This window comes from uncultured Pelagimonas sp., from assembly GCF_947498515.1.
Taxonomy (GTDB): domain Bacteria; phylum Pseudomonadota; class Alphaproteobacteria; order Rhodobacterales; family Rhodobacteraceae; genus Pelagimonas.
Map to the genome: position 1 here is coordinate 100,978 of NZ_CANMKO010000001.1, position 20,003 is coordinate 120,980.

Annotated in this window: 21 protein-coding genes; 14 read left to right on the plus strand and 7 right to left on the minus strand. The window is 55.6% G+C overall.

All coding sequences use genetic code 11. From position 1 onward, the window contains the following. Nucleotides 1-59 precede the first annotated feature (59 nt). Together Q1A43_RS00585 and Q1A43_RS00590 are read left to right on the plus strand one after the other, a co-directional pair. Nucleotides 60-932 (plus strand): 50S ribosomal protein L11 methyltransferase, encoded by an 873-nt coding sequence (locus Q1A43_RS00585; protein WP_299931690.1) that lies wholly within the window; start codon nt 60-62, stop codon nt 930-932. A gap of 104 nt (nt 933-1,036) precedes the next feature. After that, entirely contained in the window at nt 1,037-1,381 is a 345-nt protein-coding gene (locus Q1A43_RS00590) for a hypothetical protein (RefSeq protein WP_299925323.1), read from the plus strand. A 121-nt stretch (nt 1,382-1,502) separates the two neighbouring features. Here the strand turns inward: Q1A43_RS00590 and Q1A43_RS00595 are convergent, their stop codons facing one another. After that, nucleotides 1,503-1,709, minus strand: coding sequence for a DUF1127 domain-containing protein (locus tag Q1A43_RS00595; RefSeq protein WP_299925326.1), 207 nt, complete (start codon nt 1,707-1,709; stop codon nt 1,503-1,505). 311 nt (nt 1,710-2,020) lie between these two features. On the opposite strand from Q1A43_RS00595, the gene ruvC reads away from it, so the two are divergent. From ruvC to Q1A43_RS00620, 5 genes are all read left to right on the plus strand, one after another. Further along, nucleotides 2,021-2,509, plus strand: a complete 489-nt coding sequence (gene ruvC, locus Q1A43_RS00600; protein ID WP_299925327.1) for a crossover junction endodeoxyribonuclease RuvC — start codon at nt 2,021-2,023, stop codon at nt 2,507-2,509. Further along, the gene (gene ruvA / locus Q1A43_RS00605; protein WP_299925329.1) at nt 2,506-3,180 is read left to right on the plus strand and encodes a Holliday junction branch migration protein RuvA; all 675 of its coding nucleotides are present in this window, start codon (nt 2,506-2,508) and stop codon (nt 3,178-3,180) included. The genes ruvC and ruvA overlap by 4 nt, the downstream gene beginning before the upstream one ends. 18 nt (nt 3,181-3,198) lie before the next feature. After that, entirely contained in the window at nt 3,199-4,227 is a 1,029-nt protein-coding gene (ruvB, locus tag Q1A43_RS00610) for a Holliday junction branch migration DNA helicase RuvB (RefSeq protein ID WP_299925332.1), read from the plus strand. 125 nt (nt 4,228-4,352) lie between these two features. After that, nucleotides 4,353-4,994 (plus strand): hypothetical protein, encoded by a 642-nt coding sequence (locus tag Q1A43_RS00615; RefSeq protein WP_299931692.1) that lies wholly within the window; start codon nt 4,353-4,355, stop codon nt 4,992-4,994. Nucleotides 4,995-5,045: 51 nt separating this feature from the next. Next, on the plus strand, nt 5,046-5,417 hold the full coding sequence (locus Q1A43_RS00620; protein WP_299931693.1) for an STAS/SEC14 domain-containing protein: 372 nt from the start codon (nt 5,046-5,048) through the stop codon (nt 5,415-5,417). A gap of 23 nt (nt 5,418-5,440) precedes the next feature. Here Q1A43_RS00620 and trpS read toward each other — a convergent pair whose 3' ends face one another. After that, nucleotides 5,441-6,472, minus strand: a complete 1,032-nt coding sequence (gene trpS / locus Q1A43_RS00625; protein ID WP_299925341.1) for a tryptophan--tRNA ligase — start codon at nt 6,470-6,472, stop codon at nt 5,441-5,443. Between the two features lie 75 nt (nt 6,473-6,547). Here trpS and Q1A43_RS00630 point away from each other — a divergent pair, with 75 nt between their 5' ends. Next, complete coding sequence (locus Q1A43_RS00630; protein ID WP_299931694.1) at nt 6,548-7,234, plus strand: rhomboid family intramembrane serine protease; 687 nt, start codon at nt 6,548-6,550, stop codon at nt 7,232-7,234. Here Q1A43_RS00630 and murJ read toward each other — a convergent pair whose 3' ends face one another. Together murJ and Q1A43_RS00640 are read right to left on the minus strand one after the other, a co-directional pair. After that, a complete protein-coding gene (murJ, locus tag Q1A43_RS00635) occupies nt 7,235-8,779 on the minus strand; it encodes a murein biosynthesis integral membrane protein MurJ (protein WP_299931696.1) in 1,545 nt (514 codons plus the stop codon). A gap of 109 nt (nt 8,780-8,888) precedes the next feature. Next, entirely contained in the window at nt 8,889-9,635 is a 747-nt protein-coding gene (locus tag Q1A43_RS00640) for a hypothetical protein (RefSeq protein WP_299931698.1), read from the minus strand. A 172-nt stretch (nt 9,636-9,807) separates the two neighbouring features. Here Q1A43_RS00640 and Q1A43_RS00645 point away from each other — a divergent pair, with 172 nt between their 5' ends. The 3 genes from Q1A43_RS00645 to Q1A43_RS00655 all read left to right on the plus strand — a co-directional run bounded on the left by Q1A43_RS00645 (nt 9,808) and on the right by Q1A43_RS00655 (nt 12,536). Next, nucleotides 9,808-10,476, plus strand: coding sequence for a phosphatidylserine decarboxylase (locus Q1A43_RS00645; RefSeq protein ID WP_299925352.1), 669 nt, complete (start codon nt 9,808-9,810; stop codon nt 10,474-10,476). A gap of 17 nt (nt 10,477-10,493) precedes the next feature. Beyond that, nucleotides 10,494-11,231 carry a CDP-diacylglycerol--serine O-phosphatidyltransferase gene (gene pssA, locus Q1A43_RS00650; RefSeq protein WP_299925355.1) on the plus strand — a complete coding sequence of 246 codons (738 nt, stop codon included), beginning with the start codon at nt 10,494-10,496 and terminating at the stop codon, nt 11,229-11,231. A 270-nt stretch (nt 11,232-11,501) separates the two neighbouring features. Further along, the gene (locus tag Q1A43_RS00655; RefSeq protein WP_299931700.1) at nt 11,502-12,536 is read left to right on the plus strand and encodes a fatty acid desaturase; all 1,035 of its coding nucleotides are present in this window, start codon (nt 11,502-11,504) and stop codon (nt 12,534-12,536) included. Nucleotides 12,537-12,579: 43 nt separating this feature from the next. Here the strand turns inward: Q1A43_RS00655 and Q1A43_RS00660 are convergent, their stop codons facing one another. The 3 genes from Q1A43_RS00660 to Q1A43_RS00670 all read right to left on the minus strand — a co-directional run bounded on the left by Q1A43_RS00660 (nt 12,580) and on the right by Q1A43_RS00670 (nt 17,585). Further along, nucleotides 12,580-13,569, minus strand: coding sequence for a Gfo/Idh/MocA family oxidoreductase (locus Q1A43_RS00660; protein WP_299931702.1), 990 nt, complete (start codon nt 13,567-13,569; stop codon nt 12,580-12,582). A 70-nt stretch (nt 13,570-13,639) separates the two neighbouring features. Beyond that, on the minus strand, nt 13,640-16,384 hold the full coding sequence (locus Q1A43_RS00665) for a [protein-PII] uridylyltransferase (protein WP_299932490.1): 2,745 nt from the start codon (nt 16,382-16,384) through the stop codon (nt 13,640-13,642). A 25-nt stretch (nt 16,385-16,409) separates the two neighbouring features. After that, the gene (locus Q1A43_RS00670; RefSeq protein ID WP_366140026.1) at nt 16,410-17,585 is read right to left on the minus strand and encodes a penicillin-binding protein activator; all 1,176 of its coding nucleotides are present in this window, start codon (nt 17,583-17,585) and stop codon (nt 16,410-16,412) included. Nucleotides 17,586-17,723: 138 nt separating this feature from the next. Here Q1A43_RS00670 and rsmI point away from each other — a divergent pair, with 138 nt between their 5' ends. The 3 genes from rsmI to gshB all read left to right on the plus strand — a co-directional run bounded on the left by rsmI (nt 17,724) and on the right by gshB (nt 20,002). Continuing rightward, nucleotides 17,724-18,626, plus strand: a complete 903-nt coding sequence (gene rsmI, locus Q1A43_RS00675) for a 16S rRNA (cytidine(1402)-2'-O)-methyltransferase (RefSeq protein ID WP_299932493.1) — start codon at nt 17,724-17,726, stop codon at nt 18,624-18,626. Further along, entirely contained in the window at nt 18,623-18,997 is a 375-nt protein-coding gene (locus Q1A43_RS00680) for a YraN family protein (RefSeq protein WP_299925370.1), read from the plus strand. The genes rsmI and Q1A43_RS00680 overlap by 4 nt, the downstream gene beginning before the upstream one ends. Before the next feature lie 69 nt (nt 18,998-19,066). After that, nucleotides 19,067-20,002, plus strand: coding sequence for a glutathione synthase (gshB, locus tag Q1A43_RS00685; RefSeq protein ID WP_299925373.1), 936 nt, complete (start codon nt 19,067-19,069; stop codon nt 20,000-20,002). Nucleotide 20,003: the final 1 nt, after the last annotated feature.

Below are 20,003 nucleotides of genomic sequence, written 5' to 3' on the forward strand. Positions count from 1 at the left end.
GCTGGTGCAAAGAGGATCAGTGGTGTAGGAGGGCGCGGAACCCGTATCCGGAGACTGCCATGCCCACCTTCACCGCCTTTACCAAATTGCCCGCCAAAGACGCCGCCGAGGCGTTGGGCCTGGCGCTCGAAGATATGGATCCGGAACCCACAGGCATCGGCGTTTTCGAAATCGAAGATGGCAGTGAAACGTGGGAAGTTGGCGGGTATTTCCTTGAGGAACCCAATGATATTGAACTGACACTTTTGGCCGCCGCCTATGGGGCTAACCCCTTTGTGGTGTCCGAGGTTCCCGATACCGATTGGGTCGACAAGGTGCGCCGCGATCTGACCCCTGTGGTTGCCGGGCGTTTCTTTGTCTACGGAAGCCACGACGCCGACAAAATCCCAGAGAGCAGTGTTCCGCTGTTGATCGAGGCCGCTATGGCCTTTGGCACCGGGCATCACGGCACAACACAGGGCTGTCTTGAGGCGCTGGATCGTTTGGCGAGTGAGGGGTTTGTTGGCAAGAATGTCGCTGACATCGGCTGTGGCACGGCCGTGTTGGGCATGGGCGCGGCGAGCATCTGGCCCGACCCGGTGATTGTTTCGGATATCGATGAGGTTGCGGTCGAAGTGGCCGAAGCCAATGTGACCGCCAATAACCTGAATGGTAAAGTTACCTGTGTCGAGGCGGCGGGCTTTGGCCATACCAAGCTATCAGAACGCGCACCCTTTGATTTGGTTTTTGCCAATATTCTTAAACAGCCGTTAATCGACCTGTCCCCTGACATGGCGCGAAGCCTGCAACCGGGCGGCTATGCCATCCTATCGGGGATCCTTGTGCGTCAGGCCGATGAGGTGATCGATGTGTACGAAAGCAACGGCGTTAACCTTGTTCGTCGCGACACAATTGGCGAATGGGTGACACTCACGTTGCGCAAAGCTGGTTAATTTTCGCCTGAGTTAAGGAAAATTCGCCACATTTGCCCAATTTTCGCCATAGTTTGGCAGTACCTCTTTTGTATCCGGTGGGGGCCGGACCAACAGAGGCTGCCATGGACGATTCCCTCAAGTCATTTGACAACCGCCAGAAGGCGGTACGAAAGAAACACACCCGCATGGCGCGGGGGTACGTGAATAAACAAACCAAAGATGGTCGGTTTATCCAAGTGCCTGACAACAAGACCGGCAACTATGCGTTGCGGTTCCTTGTCATCGCCATTGTCGGATTGTTCACCTTCAAAAGCTTTGTGCTCTATTGGTTGGGTCAGGACGTCTATCAAGGCCATGTTGATGCCTTGGCCGGTGGAACCACGTCGGACAAGATCGGGGCCTTTTTGATGCAGATCGATCCGGTCACCGCCAAAATTGCCGAGGTGATGTCGCCCTTTGTGGTGTGACGTTATTGATGAATAGAGAAAAGCCGCGCTCCAATTCTGGAACGCGGCTTTTTTGTTTCGCCCGGGAGTGTGAGGCGAATAACGATCCCCTTCAACCCAAGTTGACGGGGGTTGGGGCCGCTTAGTAGCGACCCGCAATAACGTCGATGTCGGCGCGGTTCAGGCCAATATCATCCAGCTCACGATCGGTGAGCGAGGACAATGTTTTGCGTGTTTCGCGGGCATCTTTCCATGCAGAAAACGTTCCTGCGAGTGTTGCGAATACGGAACCGAAGCCTTTGGCGGAGCCAGCGGCTACGAAGGGGCGGGTCTGGTCGATTGCGGCCATGTCTAGTCTCCTTGAGTAAGTTTGGTAATTCTGAAACCGCACATAAAATGGGCGAGGTGCCCGGACAAGTGGCGTTTTTTGCATGGGTTCTATGCGTTTTCTGCATGGCGGAAAATGTGGTTAACAGACCAAAATAAAAGGTGAAAATACGACTGTGAGCATGTCGTTTTTCTGCGATGCAGAAGCCTGTTTTGCCGCCCTCTGTCGCCTATTGAACAACGCGCGTCGCAAATGCGACATAGCGCATTAACCTTGGTGTTTGTTCCCCTTTCGTGCTAGAAGTGCTTAAAAAGCAACATAAGCGGGCAGCGATGCGAGTATTAGGTATTGATCCGGGTCTCAGAAACCTTGGATGGGGCGTGATTGAGGTCGACGGAAGCCGACTCAGGCATATCGGAAATGGCGTTTGCCACTCAACAGGCACAGAACTGGCGGTTCGCCTGCTGTCCCTGCATGAACAATTGACCGATGTTTTGCGCAAATACGCGCCTGATATTGCGGCCGTCGAAAAGACATTTGTGAACAAAGACGCGGTTGGCACCCTGAAACTAGGGCAAGCGCGCGGGATCGCTTTGTTGGTTCCGGCGCAATTTGGCCTGCCGATTGGCGAATATGCCCCCAATAGCGTCAAGAAAACCGTGGTTGGTGTTGGTCATGCCGACAAGAACCAGATTGCTCACATGGTGAAAATGCAATTGCCCGGCGTTGATCTCGCGGGGCCGGATGCGGCGGATGCTTTGGCGATTGCCATCTGCCACGCGCATCATCAAAGCGTAAACAGAATGAAGGTGCGGGCATGATCGGACGTATTGCAGGGCGGATTGAATACAAGACCATGGATCACGTTTTGATCGATGTGCGTGGCGTTGGGTATGTCGTCTATTGCACCGACCGTGTCATGGCATCGTTACCGGGCGTCGGCGAGGCGACGGCCCTCTATACTGACCTCTTGGTGCGCGAAGACCTTTTGCAGCTCTTTGGTTTTCCGACCTTGGTTGAAAAGGAATGGTTCCGCCTGTTGATGGGGGTTCAGGGGATCGGGGCCAAAGCGTCGCTTGCGATCTTGGGCGCGTTGGGCGCGGATGGCGTCAGCCGGGCAATCGCCCTTGAGGATTGGAATTCCATCAAAGTGGCCAAAGGTGTTGGCCCGAAAACCGCGCAACGCGTGGTGATTGAGCTAAAGGACAAGGCCCCGACCGTCATGGCCATGGGCCAATCGGAACCGACAACGGCGGATGATGTCATTGATGATGTGATCGAAACCCCGTCTAAACCGACGCGTAAACCCAAAGCGCCCGCCAAGAAAACCAATGCGTCGGCACAATCCGAAGCCTTGTCCGCGCTTGGTAATTTGGGCTACGGCCCAAGCGAGGCCGCCGCCGCTGTGGCACAAGCCGCCGGAGAAGCCCCCGAGGCCGAGACCCCAGCTTTGATCCGCGCGGCGCTGAAACTGCTCGCACCGGCGGGCTAAGGCGTTTAGGGACACACCATGACAGAGCCTGACCCAACCCTGCGCCCCGAGCAAATGCCCGGCGACCGTGACCGCGCTTTGCGGCCGCAAATGCTTGATGATTTCATCGGTCAGGCCGAAGCCCGTGCCAACCTACGGGTGTTCATTCAATCGGCGCGTGAACGTGGTGAAGCCATGGACCACACGTTGTTTCATGGACCGCCCGGCCTTGGGAAAACCACGCTGGCCCAGATTATGGCGCGCGAATTGGGGGTCGGGTTTCGCATGACCTCCGGGCCGGTCTTGGCCAAGGCTGGTGATTTGGCCGCGATCCTGACCAATCTGGAACGCAACGACGTTCTGTTTATCGACGAAATTCATCGGATGAATGCCGCCGTCGAAGAGGTGCTTTATCCGGCGATGGAAGATTTTGAGCTTGATCTGGTGATCGGCGAAGGCCCCGCGGCGCGCACGGTTCGGATTGAGTTGCAGCCCTTCACGCTTGTCGGAGCCACCACTCGGCTGGGGCTTTTGACCACGCCATTGCGCGACAGGTTCGGCATTCCGACCCGGCTGAATTTCTATGAAATCCCTGAATTGGAAACCATTGTCGCCGGCAATGCGCGCAAACTTGGCGTGACGATGAAGGGCGACGGGGCGCTTGAAATCGCTCGACGTGCCCGTGGAACCCCGCGCATCGCTGGCCGTTTGCTACGACGTGTCGTCGATTTCGCGATTGTCGAAGGCGGTGGCATTGTGACCAAGGCGCTGGCCGATAGCTCCCTGACCCGTTTGGGCGTGGATGCCCTTGGGTTGGATGGCGCAGACCGGCGCTATTTGAAACTGATTGCCGAAAACTATGCTGGTGGCCCGGTTGGGATCGAAACCCTTTCCGCAGCCCTGAGCGAGAGCCGAGATGCACTTGAAGAAGTGGTCGAGCCATACCTGTTGCAACAGGGCCTGATCCAGCGCACCCCGCGTGGCCGCATGTTGGCCCAAAAGGCCTGGACTCATCTTGGTATGGCAGCCCCCAAGCCACCGGGCCAAACGGACCTGTTTGCCAAGTAAGTGATGCGTCTCTTGATTGGCCTGATCTGCGTCGGAATTTCGACTGGTGTTGCGAGCCCGACTGTGGCTAAACCCCGCGCAGGTTTTGAAACCCATATCGGGCAGACCCAGCCGCAGGAGACGTCATGACACCGCAAGAGATCGAGAAACTGTTTACCCGCAATGACGGCTCTTATCTATGCGCCCGCTGGGGCAGGCCGATCGTGCCGATTGTCTTTGGTGTCGAAGATGAGACCCTGAGCATGGTCAAAGGGGCGTTTGAGGCGCTGTGCGTTTTGTCCGATCACAAAATGGCGGAAACCGACCCGGAGCTTGGGTCAAACGTCATGATGTTCTTTTTCCGCGATTGGGATGAGTTGCTTGGCGTCCCGGACCTTGATCGCCTGATCGATGGGCTTGGTGACATGGTGGCCCGCCTCAAAGACGCTGGGGCAAACCAATACCGGGTTTTTCGGTTCGATAACACGGGTGCCATTCAGGCTGCGTTTGTCTTTTTGCGGATGGATGACGTCATGGCGAAACAGCCAGCCGAGGATTTGGCGCTCAGCCAAGTCGCTCAAGTCTTTCTCTTGTGGTCCGAAACGGCGTTTTCGGAACGCTCACCTTTGGCCAAGCTAGAAAGCGGTCAGGTTGTTTTGCATCCCAAGATCGGTGCGGTCATCAAGGCCGCCTATGACCCGGTGATGCCGCCGGTCGCCCAAGACCCAAGCCATGCCCTGCGATTGTCGGCCCGGGTCTTGTCTATGGGGGTAAGTGACGCTAGTTGATTGGGATCAAGGTGACGCAAGGTAAGGGGTTCTACTTTTTAGCAAAAGGAGATGCCCAACGTGCCCATGGCCTATGCCGAATTCCCCGAGCGACGCACAATAGAGATTACCGTGCGTGGCGCTCTGTGCCGCGAAGACTATGCATCTATTATGATGCCAATGGCCGGGTTCATTGAGGTACAAGGAAGCATTCAGGTCATCGAAATCATCGACAGTTTCGCGGGTTTCGATGAGCAAATCGCCACCGAACCGGGGCCCGCAGATGGCGGGCTTTTGGCGCATATCGACCGGGTGGCGATTGTGTCGGATATCGGCTGGTATTGCCCGATCATTTCTGCGGCTCCCAGCACTTTGGGGATACGGATGAAATCGTTCAAACGGGCAGAGTTGGAAGAGGCGCGCCGCTGGGTTCTTGATAGGTAGTCGACCCCAGCGACGCCTTTGATTTAACGCACCATTCCGACGATGTCGTAGGTCCGTTTCAGGACCGGTGCCGCGATGGCACGGGCTCTTTCGGCCCCTTGCGCAAGGATTTTGTCGATCTCAGTCGGGTCATCCATCAAGCGTCGCATTTCGTCCGAAATTGGCGCAAGCTTCTCGACAGCTAAATCCGCCAGCGCAGGTTTGAATTTGCCCCAACCGGCCCCGGCATAGTCGCTGATCACCTGTTCAGAGGTTTGACCAGATAGCGACGCATAAATGTTGACCAAATTGCGCGCTTCGGGGCGGCCATCTAATCCGTCAAGCGTCTCCGGAAGCGGTTCCGGATCGGTCTTGGCTTTCTTGAACTTCTTGGCAATCTTATCCGCATCATCGAGCATGTTGATGCGTTCCATGTCGCTTTCACCAGATTTCGACATCTTCTTGGACCCGTCGCGCAGGTTCATCACCCGTACGGCTGGGCCTTCGATGACCGGTTCGGCGATTGGGAAAAAGTCGACCTTGTAGTCGTGGTTAAACTTGGCCGCGATATCGCGGGTAAGCTCAACGTGCTGTTTCTGGTCTTCACCAACCGGGACATGCGTGGCGTGATACAACAAAATATCCGCCGCCATCAGCGATGGGTAAGCATATAGCCCAAGCGATTGCTTTTCCGCGTTCTTACCGGCTTTTTCCTTGAACTGGGTCATGCGGTTCATCCAACCAACACGTGCGACACAGTTGAATATCCATGCCAATTCCGCATGCTCGTGCACTTGGCTTTGGTTGAAAAGGATCGATTTCGCCGGATCAAGGCCCGAGGCGATATAGCCCGCCGCCACTTCGCGGGTGGCAGTGCGCAGATCGCTGGGGTCTTGCCAGACGGTGATGGCGTGCAGGTCCACCACGCAAAAGATGCTTTCGGTACCAGCATCCTGAGCGGCGACAAATTTCTGGATCGCGCCAAGGTAGTTGCCCAGCGTCAGCCCTCCCGAGGGTTTGATCCCCGAAAAGATGCGTGGGGTAAATGCAGATGGGGTTTGGACGCCCTCTGTCATATTTCTATCTCCGTCTGGAATAATGAACTCGTGTGGCTTACCCATGGCATCAGGCATCGTCAAGAAAGAGCAGAAATGACCCATCCGCATAATGAACGCGCTGTTAACCCGCTTCCTCCGGTTGTGGTGGCCCTCTTTCTGGTGATGGCGGGTTTGGAGTTGGCCTTCAATCTCGCCGAGCGCGGATTGATCGGTGATCGGTCCGCCGTTGGTTGGCGCATCGAAGCGTGGGAGCGGTTTGGCTTTTCAGACAAGGTCTTTGAATGGATGATCACCACCGGGCAATGGCCGGTCGAACACCTGATCCGCTTTTTCGGCTACGTGTTTGTCCACGCCAATTTCACCCACGGGCTGTTTGCGATGGTGATCCTTTTGGCGATGGGCAAAATCGTGGCCGAATCCCTCGGGGCTTGGAAATTTGTGGTAATCTATTTCTCAACCGCCGCCGTTGGGGCCTTGGCCTATGGGCTGGTGTTTGATGATCCGCGCATTTTGATCGGGGCCTATCCGCCTGCCTACGGTCTTATTGGCGGGTTCACATATTTCATGTGGGCAAAGCTCGGGGCCTTGGGCGCGCCTCAGATTTTGGCGTTCCGGTTGATCGGGATGCTTTTGGTGATCCAGTTCCTTTTTGCGCTCTTATTCGGTGGCGATAATTCTTGGGTTGCCGAGCTGGCCGGATTTGCCACAGGGTTTGTGATCACCGTTTTGCTGGTTCCCGGCGGCTGGTCACGGTTCTTGGAGTTGATGCGGCGAAATTGATTATTTGCGTCGCCGTATTATGCCGCGCAGTTCCGAAATGCTAAACGCGCCAATCATCTGACCCGATACGCCATAGGCGAGTGATCCGATGGCAATCAGTACCAAAAGCGCCAAATATCGGACATATTGGGTATAGAGCCATGGGCTCAACGCCAGATGTGCCGCCCAAAGAACGCCGCCCATCACGGCCGAAGCAAGACAAATGCGCCAGAGGCGGCTGTAAAAGCGGCCGTCAAAGCGGGCGACGTCCCCCATTTTGCGCGCGCCATTGGCCAGCATCGCCACCATGACCCAACCCGCGACCGTCGTTGCGATCGCCGGTGCAAACCAGCCGATCACGGGTGCAAGCCCAAAGGCCAGCACGGCGTTGATCACCATCGCCCAAGCCGCATAGCGAAACGGGCTTTTGGTGTCGTGACGGGCAAAAAACAGCGGTTGCAGCACTTTTTGCAAGACAAAACTCGGCAGGCCCAGGCCATAGATCGCAACGGCCAAAGCAATCGCTTGGGCGTCGGCATGGGATGTCGCACCGCGTTCAAAAAGAACAGAAACGAGTGGCAAAGGCACAACCATCAAAGCAACCGCAGACGGAATGGTTAGCGCCAATGACAATTCCCCAGCCCGCGAAAACGCCTCGCGCCCGCCTGTTTCATCTTGGGCCTTAAGGCGGCGGGACAGGTCAGGCAGCAAAACAATCCCCACGGCGATTCCGACAACGCCGAGCGGTAGTTGATACAGACGGTCCGCTGAATAGAGCCATGAAATGGCGCTGTCGAAGCTCGACGCAACCCATTGGCCAACGAGCAGGTTGATCTGCATAACGCCACCCGCGAGGGCGGCGGGAACGGCGGTCACGACCAGCATTTTCATGTCGGGCGTCCAGCGCGGACGCGTTGGCCGGAGCTTGATTCCGGCGCGATCAGTGGCGATCCAAACCAGTGCCAGCTGCGCGATCCCTGCAAAAGGTATTGTCCAAACCAGCCAAGTGATAACTTCACCGCCCACAGCATGCGCGATGGCCATAGAAAGAATGGAGAAAATGTTGAGCAAGACAGGTGCGGCGGCGGCGGCGGCAAAGCGGCCGGTCGCGTTCAAAACGCCAGAGAACAGCGCCGCAAGCGAGATGAAGAAGATATAGGGAAAGACGATCCGGCCGTACCCGACGGTGAGGTCAAAACGTCCGTCCCCCGCCAAGCCACCAGCGGTCGCATAGACAAGGGCAGGCATGAAAATCAAGGCTAGCGCTGTGAGTATTGTTAGAACCAAGGCTAGGCCGCTTAAAGCATCGCGGGCAAATCCGACCGGGTCTTCATCCGCTTCGTATTTCTTGGAAAACATTGGTACAAAGGCGGCATTGAACGCCCCTTCGGCAAAGAAACGGCGAAACATGTTGGGCAAGCGAAAGGCGGCGACAAAGGCATCCATGACAGGGCCGGGGCCAATGAGGCTCAGGATCATGATTTCGCGGACAAATCCCAGAATGCGGCTTGCCAATGTCCAAAAGCCGACGGTCATCACGCCTGAAATCAGTTTGATCGGTTTCATGATAGCTGCCTTTCGAATTGCGGCAGGCCTATCGGATTTGGCTGTTCGGGTAAACGGGGCAGGAAACCCTTTGGCCAAACCGGTGTTTCAAGCGGCTTTCAAAGCGCATTTACCCCGGAAAGATCCGTCTCATTTCTTGGTCGAAATGCGACCAGCTCATCGTGGCTTTGTTGCCCGCGATCCCCTTGTAATAGGATTCCCCATTTGACGTCGGCAGACCGGCCCAGATTTTGGCAAGGTTGTGCATAAAACGACGGCGTGGCAGTTCACCTTTGATCACCTCATGAACCCCAGCTTCGGCCAAGAGAACATCGGCCAAGGCATCTTGAGTTTTCTTGTCGAACCGCGCCTGACGGCTAATCCCGCGCTTTTTCACCAAACGGCGCAGGGTTGCGGGGATGAATTGATAGCGTCCAATGGCGTGTTGCTGTCCCGGTGTGTCGGCGATCCAGGTATAAATCTCTTGAATTGTCATGTCGGTCGGGCGTTTGGACGGCTTGCGTTTGGCCCCATGTTGAACGGCGTCATAACCCTTCTTGCCGGCCTCAGCCAAAGCAATCAGATGACGGATGCGCGCCAAGGGGGTGTTTGGGGTCATCCCCAAATGAAAGCGGGCCGCGGTGGGTTTGGGTTTTGCACGCGCGGGGTAGGGGGCCAAAAGGCTCCCTGCGGATTGACCGGCAAACAGGCTGCTGTTGTTGCGTGGGGCGGTTGTTGCCGGGCCAGAGGTTGCAAACATCGGCTGACGGGTGGCCAAAAGGCTACCGCGATTGTCCATCGGCAATTGTTCCGCAACAGCGAAGGAGCCCCCCAAGCCACACATCCAAAGCCCGATAACAAGTAACCAACGGTGCATTCTGCCCCTCATCTTTTCTGTTCAACCAGCGTTATGAAGCAAATTTGTTGACAACTGATTTCGAATTGCCCGGCTTTGGCGCAATTCTTGGCGGTCAAGCGCTGTGCCCCCTTGCGTTTAGGGCGCAACCACTTAAGACACAGTGATCCAAAGACATAGGAGAGTGATTGCCATGCGTATGCGCGACACGTTTATCAAGCCGATGCACCCCGAAGGGCGCAAATTCGTCGCCATCTTCGCCGCGATCACATTTGTTCTGTTCCTGATCTGGGAGCCATTGGGTTGGATCGGCGTCGGCCTGACCGTCTGGTGCTATTACTTCTTTCGCGATCCAGAGCGGGTCACTCCACAAAAAGAAGGGCTCATCATCAGCCCGGCGGATGGCATCGTTTCGTTGATCGAAAAAGCCGTCCCTCCTGCGGAACTAGGCATGGCCGACGCCCCGTTGACCCGTGTCAGCGTGTTTATGAGCGTCTTTAATTGCCACGTGAACCGCGCGCCCATCGCCGGTAAAGTCACGGCTGTGGCCTACCGTCCGGGCAAGTTCTTTAACGCCTCGCTTGATAAGGCCAGCAAAGACAATGAACGCAACAGCTTGCGCATCGAAATGGCCGATGGTCGTGATTTGGCTGTTGTGCAAATCGCGGGCTTGGTTGCGCGTCGGATTGTTTGTTTTGTTGACCCCGGCGTAGAATTGCAAACGGGTGAACGCTTTGGCCTGATCCGTTTTGGCTCTCGTCTGGATGTGTATTTGCCCGACGGTGTTGACCCGATGGTTCAGCTTGGGCAGACGATGATTGCCGGTGAAACTGTACTTGCTGACTTGACGGCCAAGGGCTGAGGCTGATCAAGTTAGGCATGACAAACCCCAATGAAAAACAAGAACGCGAGTTTTCGCTTATCCAGCTGCTGCCAAATGCGCTGACCATTGCCGCGATTTGCGCCGGATTGACGGCCATTCGCATGGCGGCACAGGATAACTATGTGCTGGCGGTGAACCTGATTCTGCTTGCGGGTGTTTTGGATGGGTTAGATGGCCGATTGGCACGGGCCTTGGGCAGCGACAGCGAAATGGGGGCGGAGTTGGATTCGCTTGCCGATTTCCTGAACTTCGGTGTCGCCCCGCCGCTCATACTGTATTTCTGGGCCTTGCAAGACGTGCGCGGCATCGGGTGGTTTGCAGCGCTGGTCTTTGCGATGTGCTGCGTTATTCGTTTGGCGCGATTTAATGTTGGCAACAAAACATCCGAAAACGAAGGCTCAAGCGCCTTTTTCGAAGGGGTCCCGTCTCCGGCCGGGGCGTATTTGGTGATGGTGCCGCTTTACTGGTCGTTTGCCTTTCCCGAAAGCAATGGCCTGCCGGGTTTGGTTTTGTGCCTATATATTATCATCATCGGTTTGCTGATGGTGTCGCAAGTGCCAACTTGGTCATTCAAAGCGACCAAAATTTCCCGCAGCAACCTGAAGTTTTTCTTCTTTGCGATCTCGATCGTATTCGCGGCGCTGCTCACTTACGCATGGCTGACGTTGATCGTTTTGTGCTTGGCTTATGTGGCGACAGTTGTTTGGGCCTGGGTGAGCGCGAAGCGGTCATAACTTTCGTTTGGGCGGAAATATACCGAATCCTTTACCCAAAATCCCGATTGGGCATTGGCCGTTTTTTGAGAATTTGATCAAACTGCGATGACTTGCACCAAAATATCTGAGTTTGGGCGGGTCAGATTGTGTCATTTTCCCAACCAACCGGCGTATTCTTGCTTTTCGGGCACTGTTAACCAAATGATAAGTGCCCTGAGACGATATTGACGTTGCGATACTGTCGCAATCCGGTATCTAGGCTGAAACTTACGACAGCAGTACAGGCGCATGGACCGACAATCAGATCCTTCGGCACAGCAGTCCGAACCCCGCGACCCCCGTGATTGGGTCAAACTTCTTTCGCAATATCGCGACCCAAACTGGAAGCAGAGCTGGTTTGAGGTGGCGGTTACCGCGATTCCTTTCATCTTGCTTTGGGTTCTGGCGTGGAAGGCGCTATCGGTTAGCTACTGGCTGTCATTTGCCTTGTCGCTCCCGATTGGCGTGTTTTTGGTCCGCTTGTTCACAATCCAACACGATTGTGGGCATGGATCGTTTTTTGCCAGCCGCCGCATGAATGATTGGCTGGGTCGTGTTCTGGGTGTTCTTACGCTGACCCCTTATGATGTCTGGCGCCGCACCCATTCGATTCACCATAGTTCGCATGGCAACCTTGGACGCCGGGGCATCGGTGATATTCACACGATGACCGTGGCTGAGTATCGCGCCCTAAGCTGGCTTGGGCGCCTGAACTACCGCCTCTATCGCAACCCGATCATCTTGTTTGGCTTTGGGCCAAGCTATCTGTTCTTTCTTCAAAACAGATTGCCGATTGGCTTGATGAACATGAGCAAATACTGGATCAGCGCCATGTTGACCAACCTAGCTTTGTTTGTTGCGTTGGCCATTATGTATTGGTTTGGCGGCTGGGCCCCAATCCTTATTATCTTTGTTCCGTCAACGCTCACCGCCGCGACGATCGGCATGTGGTTGTTCTACGTCCAGCACCAGTTCGAAAATGCCCATTGGGAAGCAGAAGAAGACTGGCAATTGCACGACGCGGCGCTCCACGGCAGCTCTTACTATGTGTTGCCAAAGGCCTTGCAATGGGCGAGTGCTAATATCGGCATTCACCATGTGCACCATCTCTATAGCCGCATCCCATTCTATCGCCTGCCCGAAGTGCTGCGTGATCATGCGGAACTGGCAAGCTCAAACCGGATGACCATCCGCGAAAGCTTTGCCTCGGTGCGGTTGCACCTTTGGGATGAGCAAAGCCACAAGCTCATGTCATTTAGGCAAGCCCGAGCGATTTACGGATAAACGAAATTGAAAAAGCCGATCTGATATCAGATCGGCTTTTGTTTTAGCCCTGACGGCACGCAGATTCCCAATCGGTTAGAAACTGCATGATCTCATAACTATCTTGATGGCTGGGTGAGGGGCGCGCTGCCTCTTGCTCTTTGGCCATCACATGCCGTTCAACCATTTTGATCTGGTGATAGAAGGCGTCAAAATCATTTTCGACATAGATGTCTTCGACGTCACCGTCATAGGGGCGCCATTGCAAATGTGAGCGTCCGGCGATGGGTTGCCAAGGGTTGGAAACAAAACGCAGTTCTCCCTTGCTCCCCAAAACGCTAAACGCATTGCTTGTGCCGTAGCTATCCGTGGATTGCAGCGTTGCAAGGACACCATTGTCGAAGCGCACCGAACAGGCGGCATCACAAATGGTGTTGTCGCTGTTTAGGTTGCCAACACCGTGTAGAACGCGTTTCACAAAGGCCTCTTGTCCGCACATGGTTTGAACGGTGAGATGCAACAAGGACGCCGGGTAGCACCCCAAATTGTAGAGCGTTCCCATCCCCAAGGGATTCACGAATTTCCAGATATCGGCGGCATAAACTCCGGACACTGACCGCAAATCCCCCAGACGCCCATCCTGTATAACCTCATAAAACCGCCGCAGAAGCGGATGAGCCAGATACATGAACCCTTCGACAAAAAAGGTCTGATGTTCCCGAACTGACGCAAGCAATGTGTCTGCGTCTTGCATGGTGGTCGTTAGGGATTTTTCCGACAACACCGCCTTGCCCGCCTTGGCTGCCGCGGTGGTGAGTGTGTGATGCACATGGTTGGGAAGCCCAATATAGACCGCATCGATAGACGGATCGGCCAAAACCGCTTCATAGTCGGTCGAAGTCTTTGGGATGCCATGCGCGGCCTGAAATTTGGTCAAAACCTCTGGCTTACGACCTAAGATGACCTGCACCTGCGAGCCATCGCTTCGCGTGATACCGTCGATGACTTTATTAGAAATAAAGCCGGTTCCAAAAATTGCCCAGTTGAGTGTCATTCCCCAGTGGTAGCGAAGTTTTTGGTGGATGCAATGGCGGCCCGACATTGTCGCGCCACCACATTCTCACTTAGCTATTGGCGAGTTTGACACCCGCTGTGATAGCCGCGCGCAGGCGGGTTTCCAGCGTTCTTTGTTTGCTCTCTGAGTAGAATTTCAAACCAAACATGTCTTTGACATAGAATGTATCTACGACTTGTTCACCATAGGTCGCGATCACCGCAGACGCGATGTAGACATTGGAATCTGCCAGTGTCCGAGCCAAGTCATACAGCAGCCCGGGGCGGTCGCGCGTATCGACCTCGATGATTGTGTAAATCTCGGAGCCATCATTATCAAAGGTGATCGACGTCGGCACCTTGAAGGCGCGTTCGCGTTTCTTGAGCTTGTCTTTGGATTTGATCGCCTCGCGTGCGACCACCTCCCCCATGAGCGTTTTGCGGATCATATCCTTGAGGCGCGGAATACGAGACGCCTCATAGGGGGCTTCGTCACTGTCCTGAATCCAAAATGCGGCGGTGGCATAGCCATCTTTGGTGGTAAACGTGCGCGCATCGACAATATTGGCCCCAACAAGGGCCAAGGCCCCGGTCAGCCGCGAGAAAATCCCCGGATGATCGGCAATGGCAAAGCAGACACGGGTGGCGTCGCGGTCTTCGTCGGGATGAATATCGATCTTGATTTCATCATCGGAAATGTCACGAAGCAGTTCGGCAAAAACCAGATGGGCGGTGATGTGGAACCCTTGCCAATAGGGCGGATAGTGGCGGCCTGCTTCTTTACGCAGGGCAGCAGTCGGCCAATCCGGCAAACGTTCCCGCAGAAGTTTCTTGGCCTCGGCACCACGGTTTTCGCGATTAAGCGCTTCCATACCATCTTCGAGCGCCCGCCGGGTTTGACGGTAAAGCGCGCGGATCAGGGAGGCTTTCCAATTGTTCCACGTATCAGGCCCAACGCCGCGAATATCGCAGACCGTCAAAACACATAGTAGATCGAGCCGCTCAACCGTTTTGACCACCTTGGCGAAATCGCGCACGGTCCGTGGATCGGCAATGTCGCGTTTCTGAGCCATGTCCGACATGACCAGATGGTGGCGAACCAGCCATTCCACCGTCGCCGCCTCTTTGGGTTTTAAGCCAAGGCGCGGTGCGACTTTGCGGGCGATCTTGGCCCCTAAGATCGAGTGATCTTCGTCCCGACCTTTGCCAATATCGTGCAACAAAAGGGCGACATACATGACCTTGCGATTGATGCCGCCTTCGATGATCTCGGTGGACACCGGAAGCTCTTCGCCCACTTCGCCGCGTTCGATATTGGCAAGGTGTTGGATGACCTGAATGGTGTGCTCGTCGACCGTGTAGTGGTGATACATGTTGAATTGCATCATCGCCACAATCGGGGCGAATTCGGGGATAAAGGCCGATAAAACCCCAAGCTCATTCATACGTCGCAGCGCGCGTTCGGGGTTGCCATGCTTTAGCAGCAGATCAAGAAACTGCTTTTGCGCCTCTTTGTCGTTGCGCATGTCATCATTGATCAAATCCAGATTGGCAGTGACAAGCCGCATCGCGTCGGGGTGGATCAAGAGCCCGGTGCGCAAGGCTTCTCCGAAGAGGCCCAGAATGTTGCGATTATCATTCAGAAATGCGCTGTCATCTGCGATAGCCAGACGGCCATTGACGACTTTGAAACCCGATTTGACCCTTGGTTTACGCTTGAAAAGCCGCTCAAGCAGCGGCGGGGCCTTCTTGTGATCGGCCTCAAGCGAGGTCAAGAAAATCCGCGTGAGATCACCAACGGCCGTGGCATGGCGGAAATAGTCCTGCATAAACCATTCCACACCGCGCCGTCCGGGTTTGTCGGTGTAGCCCATGCGGTCGGCCACTTCGACCTGCATGTCAAAGCTAAGCTGTTCAACAGGTCGCCCAGCCGCGAGATGCAGGTGACAGCGCGCCGCCCACAAAAACCGCGCGGCTTGAACGAATTTCTCGTTCTCATCTGGGTGAAACACCCCAAGCTGCACCAATTCCGAGATGTCATCGGTGTGGTGAACATATTTGGCGATCCAATAGAGCGATTGCAGGTCGCGCAACCCGCCCTTGCCCTCTTTGATGTTGGGCTCAACCATGTAACGCTGGCCCTGCTTTTCGTGCCGGGCATCGCGTTCGGCCAGTTTCGCCTCGACAAACTCACGCTCGGTCCCGGTAAACAGGTCATTTAGCAAACGTTGGTTCAGCTCTTCTGCAAGCGGGGCGTCACCGGTCAAATGGCGGTGTTCCAACATGGCGGTGCGGATTGTCATATCTTCACCGCCAAGACGAAGACAGTCCTTGACCGTGCGAGAGCTATGGCCAACCTTCATCTTCAGGTCCCACTGCATGTAAAGCATCGACTCAATGACGCTTTCGGCCCAAGCGGTGATCTTGTAGGGGGTCAGAAACAGCAGGTCGACGTCGGAAAACGGGGCCATTTCGCCGCGCCCGTAACCGCCAACGGCAATCACCGAAAGGCGTTCACCTTCGGTCGGATTGTTGAGTTTGTGCAAACGTTTGGTCGCGACCTCAAAGGTCAAGCGGACCATGCCATCGGTTAGCCATGTATAGGCGCGGGTGGTGCGGCGGGCCCCAAAGGGTTCTGCGGCAAGGGCTTCGGCGATCACTTTGCGCCCAACGTCGCGCGCTTGCGCCAGCTTGGCCACAGTAAGCTTGCGAATCTCGGCTTCCTTGGCGTCTTTGGGAAAGCTTTCAAAAAGCTCGGCGCGAATGGTGGGAAGATCGAAAATCGCTGATGCCGGGGCAATTAGGTTGTCCGGCATCAGGTCTTTGTCTTGTGTGTCGGTCTTAGAAACCTGCGCCTGAGAAGGCTTTTGGGGCTGGGTCAAGGATCACCATCTGATTGTCTTTGATCGTTGCCACAGATAGCGCCCGTTCGTTGGTGCCATCCGCTTTCAAGCGGAATACACCCCCGGTGCCGTTAAAGCCAGTACCCCGGGTCAATGCTTTGGCGGTCAAAGCGTCGCCCCTACCTTGTTTGGCCAAGGCCCCAATCGCAGAGATGCCGTCATAGGCGATCCCGGCAAGGGGATGGGGAGCAGAACCATAGGCAGCGGAATAACGGCTATTGAAGGCGTTTTGTTGGCCCTGGTCAGGAAGCGCGAACCAAACACCCGTTGCGCCGGGCAGGCTAAACAGATCGGGGCGCACGTCAAATCGTGTCAGGCCAACATATTGAACCTGATCCGGTGCAATGCCGTTGCTTGGCAATTGGTTAAGCAACATCGGCATCGCGGCGTTGGTTGCATCGGTGGTGATAAAGATGGAATCCGCTTCGCCGGTTTTGACTGCGGCGGCGGCGGCTTGGGCGGTGGCGGTCACGCCTTCGACAGATAGGGTATACCCTTCTGAGGACACAACTCGGATACCGTTTGCTGCTGCTGCAAGTTCAATGGCAGAGCGGCCAAATTGACCGGGGACATCATCGGAATAGACAATCACGACGCTCTTTTTGCCTTGGCTGCGGGCATGCGCCATCAGTCGGTTGGCCGTATTGTTGAACGTCGGGCTCAAAATAAAGACATTGCCGCCCGCGATGGATGGGTTGTTGGAAAAGCCCAAAACGTTGATGCCTTCATCGGCAACGGCGCGACCGGCTTCGTTCACCGCGTCGGCGCGCAAGGGGCCGAGAATGATTTTCGCACCTTCATCAACGGCACGCTGCGCTTGGGCTGCTGCTGTTGAGGCCACCCCGGCTGTGTCATAGGTTTTCAATTCGATTTGAACGCCATTCAACTCGGCGATGGCCAATCTTGCTGCGTTCTCCATAGAAACAGCGATAGAAGCAGCTTGGGCATCGGACTTGGGCACCAACAACGCCACCTGAATCGGCTTTTTCGGATCGATTTTCGGGCCAGAGTTTCCGCCCGCGCCTCCGCCCAAACCGCCAATCGCAGCCGGGTCACAAGCAGAAAGCATCACAGCGGCCGCGAGGCCAATTGCGGGGCGTAACGCCTTGCGCATGGGGGACAAAACAGCAAACATGGACGGAGAACTCCCTCGTTTTTGTCGCGGGTTCGCCCCGCGCTTGGTTGACCGCGAATATAAACAAGCAGAGTGAGGGGTCCAGCAATGAATCAGGACAAGGCGGGGAATGGCGCGATGATTGACGGGGAAAATTACGTTGGCATGCGTCAAAACCTAACTGCGGGCCTGTATTTGGTGGCGACACCGATTGGGAATGCCCGCGACATCACGTTGCGGACATTGGATATTTTGCGTGATGCAGATGTTTTGGCCGCCGAAGACACCCGCAGCCTGCGCCGATTGATGGAAATCCACGGTATTGCCTTGGGCGACAGACCGCTGATTCCCTATCATGACCATAACGGAGCCCGCGCCCGACCACGGATCATGGCGGAATTGCAGTCGGGTAAGTCCGTTGTTTATGCCTCCGAAGCGGGAACGCCGATGATTTCGGACCCCGGGTTTGATCTTGCCCGCGCCGTTCAGGATGAGGGATTGCCGGTCACATCCGCACCGGGGGCCTCTGCGGTGGTGACGGCGCTCACTTTGGCGGGGTTGCCGACGGACCGTTTTTTGTTCGCAGGGTTTTTGCCCAATGCATCGGGGGCGCGCAAACGGGTGTTGAAAGAGCTCTCCGAGGTTCAGGCGACACTGGCTTTTTATGAATCACCCAAACGTTTGGCGGCGTCTTTGAGGGATGCCGTAACTGTTTTAGGGGGTGACCGCCCTGCTTCGGTTTGCCGGGAATTGACCAAAAAGTTTGAGGAAAGCCGGCGGGGGACGTTGGCGGACTTGGCTGACCATTACGCGAATAACAACGTTAAAGGCGAAATTGTTTTGCTTATCGGCAAAGGTGACAAGGCCGAGGTTAGCGAAGACTTAATAGATCAGGACCTACGCTTGGCCCTGCAAACCATGTCGGTGCGGGACGCCGCCGATTTAGTGTCGGGCAAGTTTGATATCAAGCGCCGCCCTGTTTACCAGCGCGCTATGCAAATGGCCCAAGATGACGCGCAAGAAGGCGAGGATGAAGAATGATCAAAACCGTACGTCAATCTCGGGGGAGCGTTGGATTTCACGCCGGGATGTCGGCGGAACTTCAAGTCGCCCAAGACTACGAACGGCGCGGTTTCGCGATTTTGGAAACGCGGTGGCGCGGGCAGGGCGGCGAAATTGATCTGATCGCCAAAGATGGCGACGGTTTGATATTTATTGAGGTCAAGAAGAGCCGCAATACCGCGCGCGCCGCCGAAAGGCTAAGCCCGCATCAAATGCTGCGGCTCCAATCCGCGGCTGAGGAATTCGCCGGGACCCAACCCTTGGGGTTGTTGACGTCGATGCGATTTGACGTGGCACTGGTCGACAATCAGGGCGTCATTCACGTGATCGAGAACGCGATTGGTCATTAAGAACAGAACCGGCCATTGAACCCAAGGCAGGCATGCGCCATTTATGGCGAGAAGAATTGGGGAAAAACCATGAAAATCGCCTTTCAGATGGATCCGATTTCGGGTGTCGACATCAACGCAGACAGCAGCTTTCGCCTTGCCGAAGAGGCACAGGCCCGTGGGCATGAGCTGTTTTACTATGGGCCGGATCAATTGGCTTATGAAGAGGGTAAAATCACCGCCCGTGGTCACCGGATGACGGTGCAGCGGGTCGCCGATGAACCCGCCGTTTTGCAACCCGAAGAGGTTGTGGACCTTGCTGATTTTGACGTGATTTGGCTGCGCCAAGACCCGCCATTTGACATGCACTACATCACAACGACCCATCTGCTTGATCGGCTGGCCGGACAGGTTTTGGTGGTCAATGATCCGTTCTGGGTGCGCAATTTTCCCGAAAAGCTTCTGGTTTTGAACTTTCCAGACCTCACACCGCCGACCACCGTGGCGCGTGATTTGCGCACGATCCGCGCCTTTAAGGAACGTCATGGCGACGTCATTCTAAAGCCGCTTTACGGCAACGGCGGGGCCGGTGTGTTCAAGCTGGACGCCCAAGATCGCAACCTATCTTCGCTGCACGAACTCTTTACCGGTTTCTCACGTGAGCCGTTGATTGTGCAGAAATATCTCCCCGATGTCACCGCGGGCGACAAACGGGTGATCTTGGTCGATGGAGAACCGATTGGGGCCATCAACCGGGTGCCTGCGGCAGGTGAGGTGCGATCAAATATGCATGTTGGCGGGCGGCCCGAAAAGGTCGAGCTTACGGCGCGTGATTTGGAAATCTGCAAAGCCATTGGCCCGACATTGCGTGACAAAGGCCAGATTTTTGTCGGGATTGATGTGATCGGCGACTATCTGACCGAGATCAACGTGACCTCGCCGACCGGCATCCAAGAATTGGAACGCTTTGACGGGATCAATGTTGCCGAAAAAATCTGGCTGGCTATCGAAGCCAAATGCGCCTGAG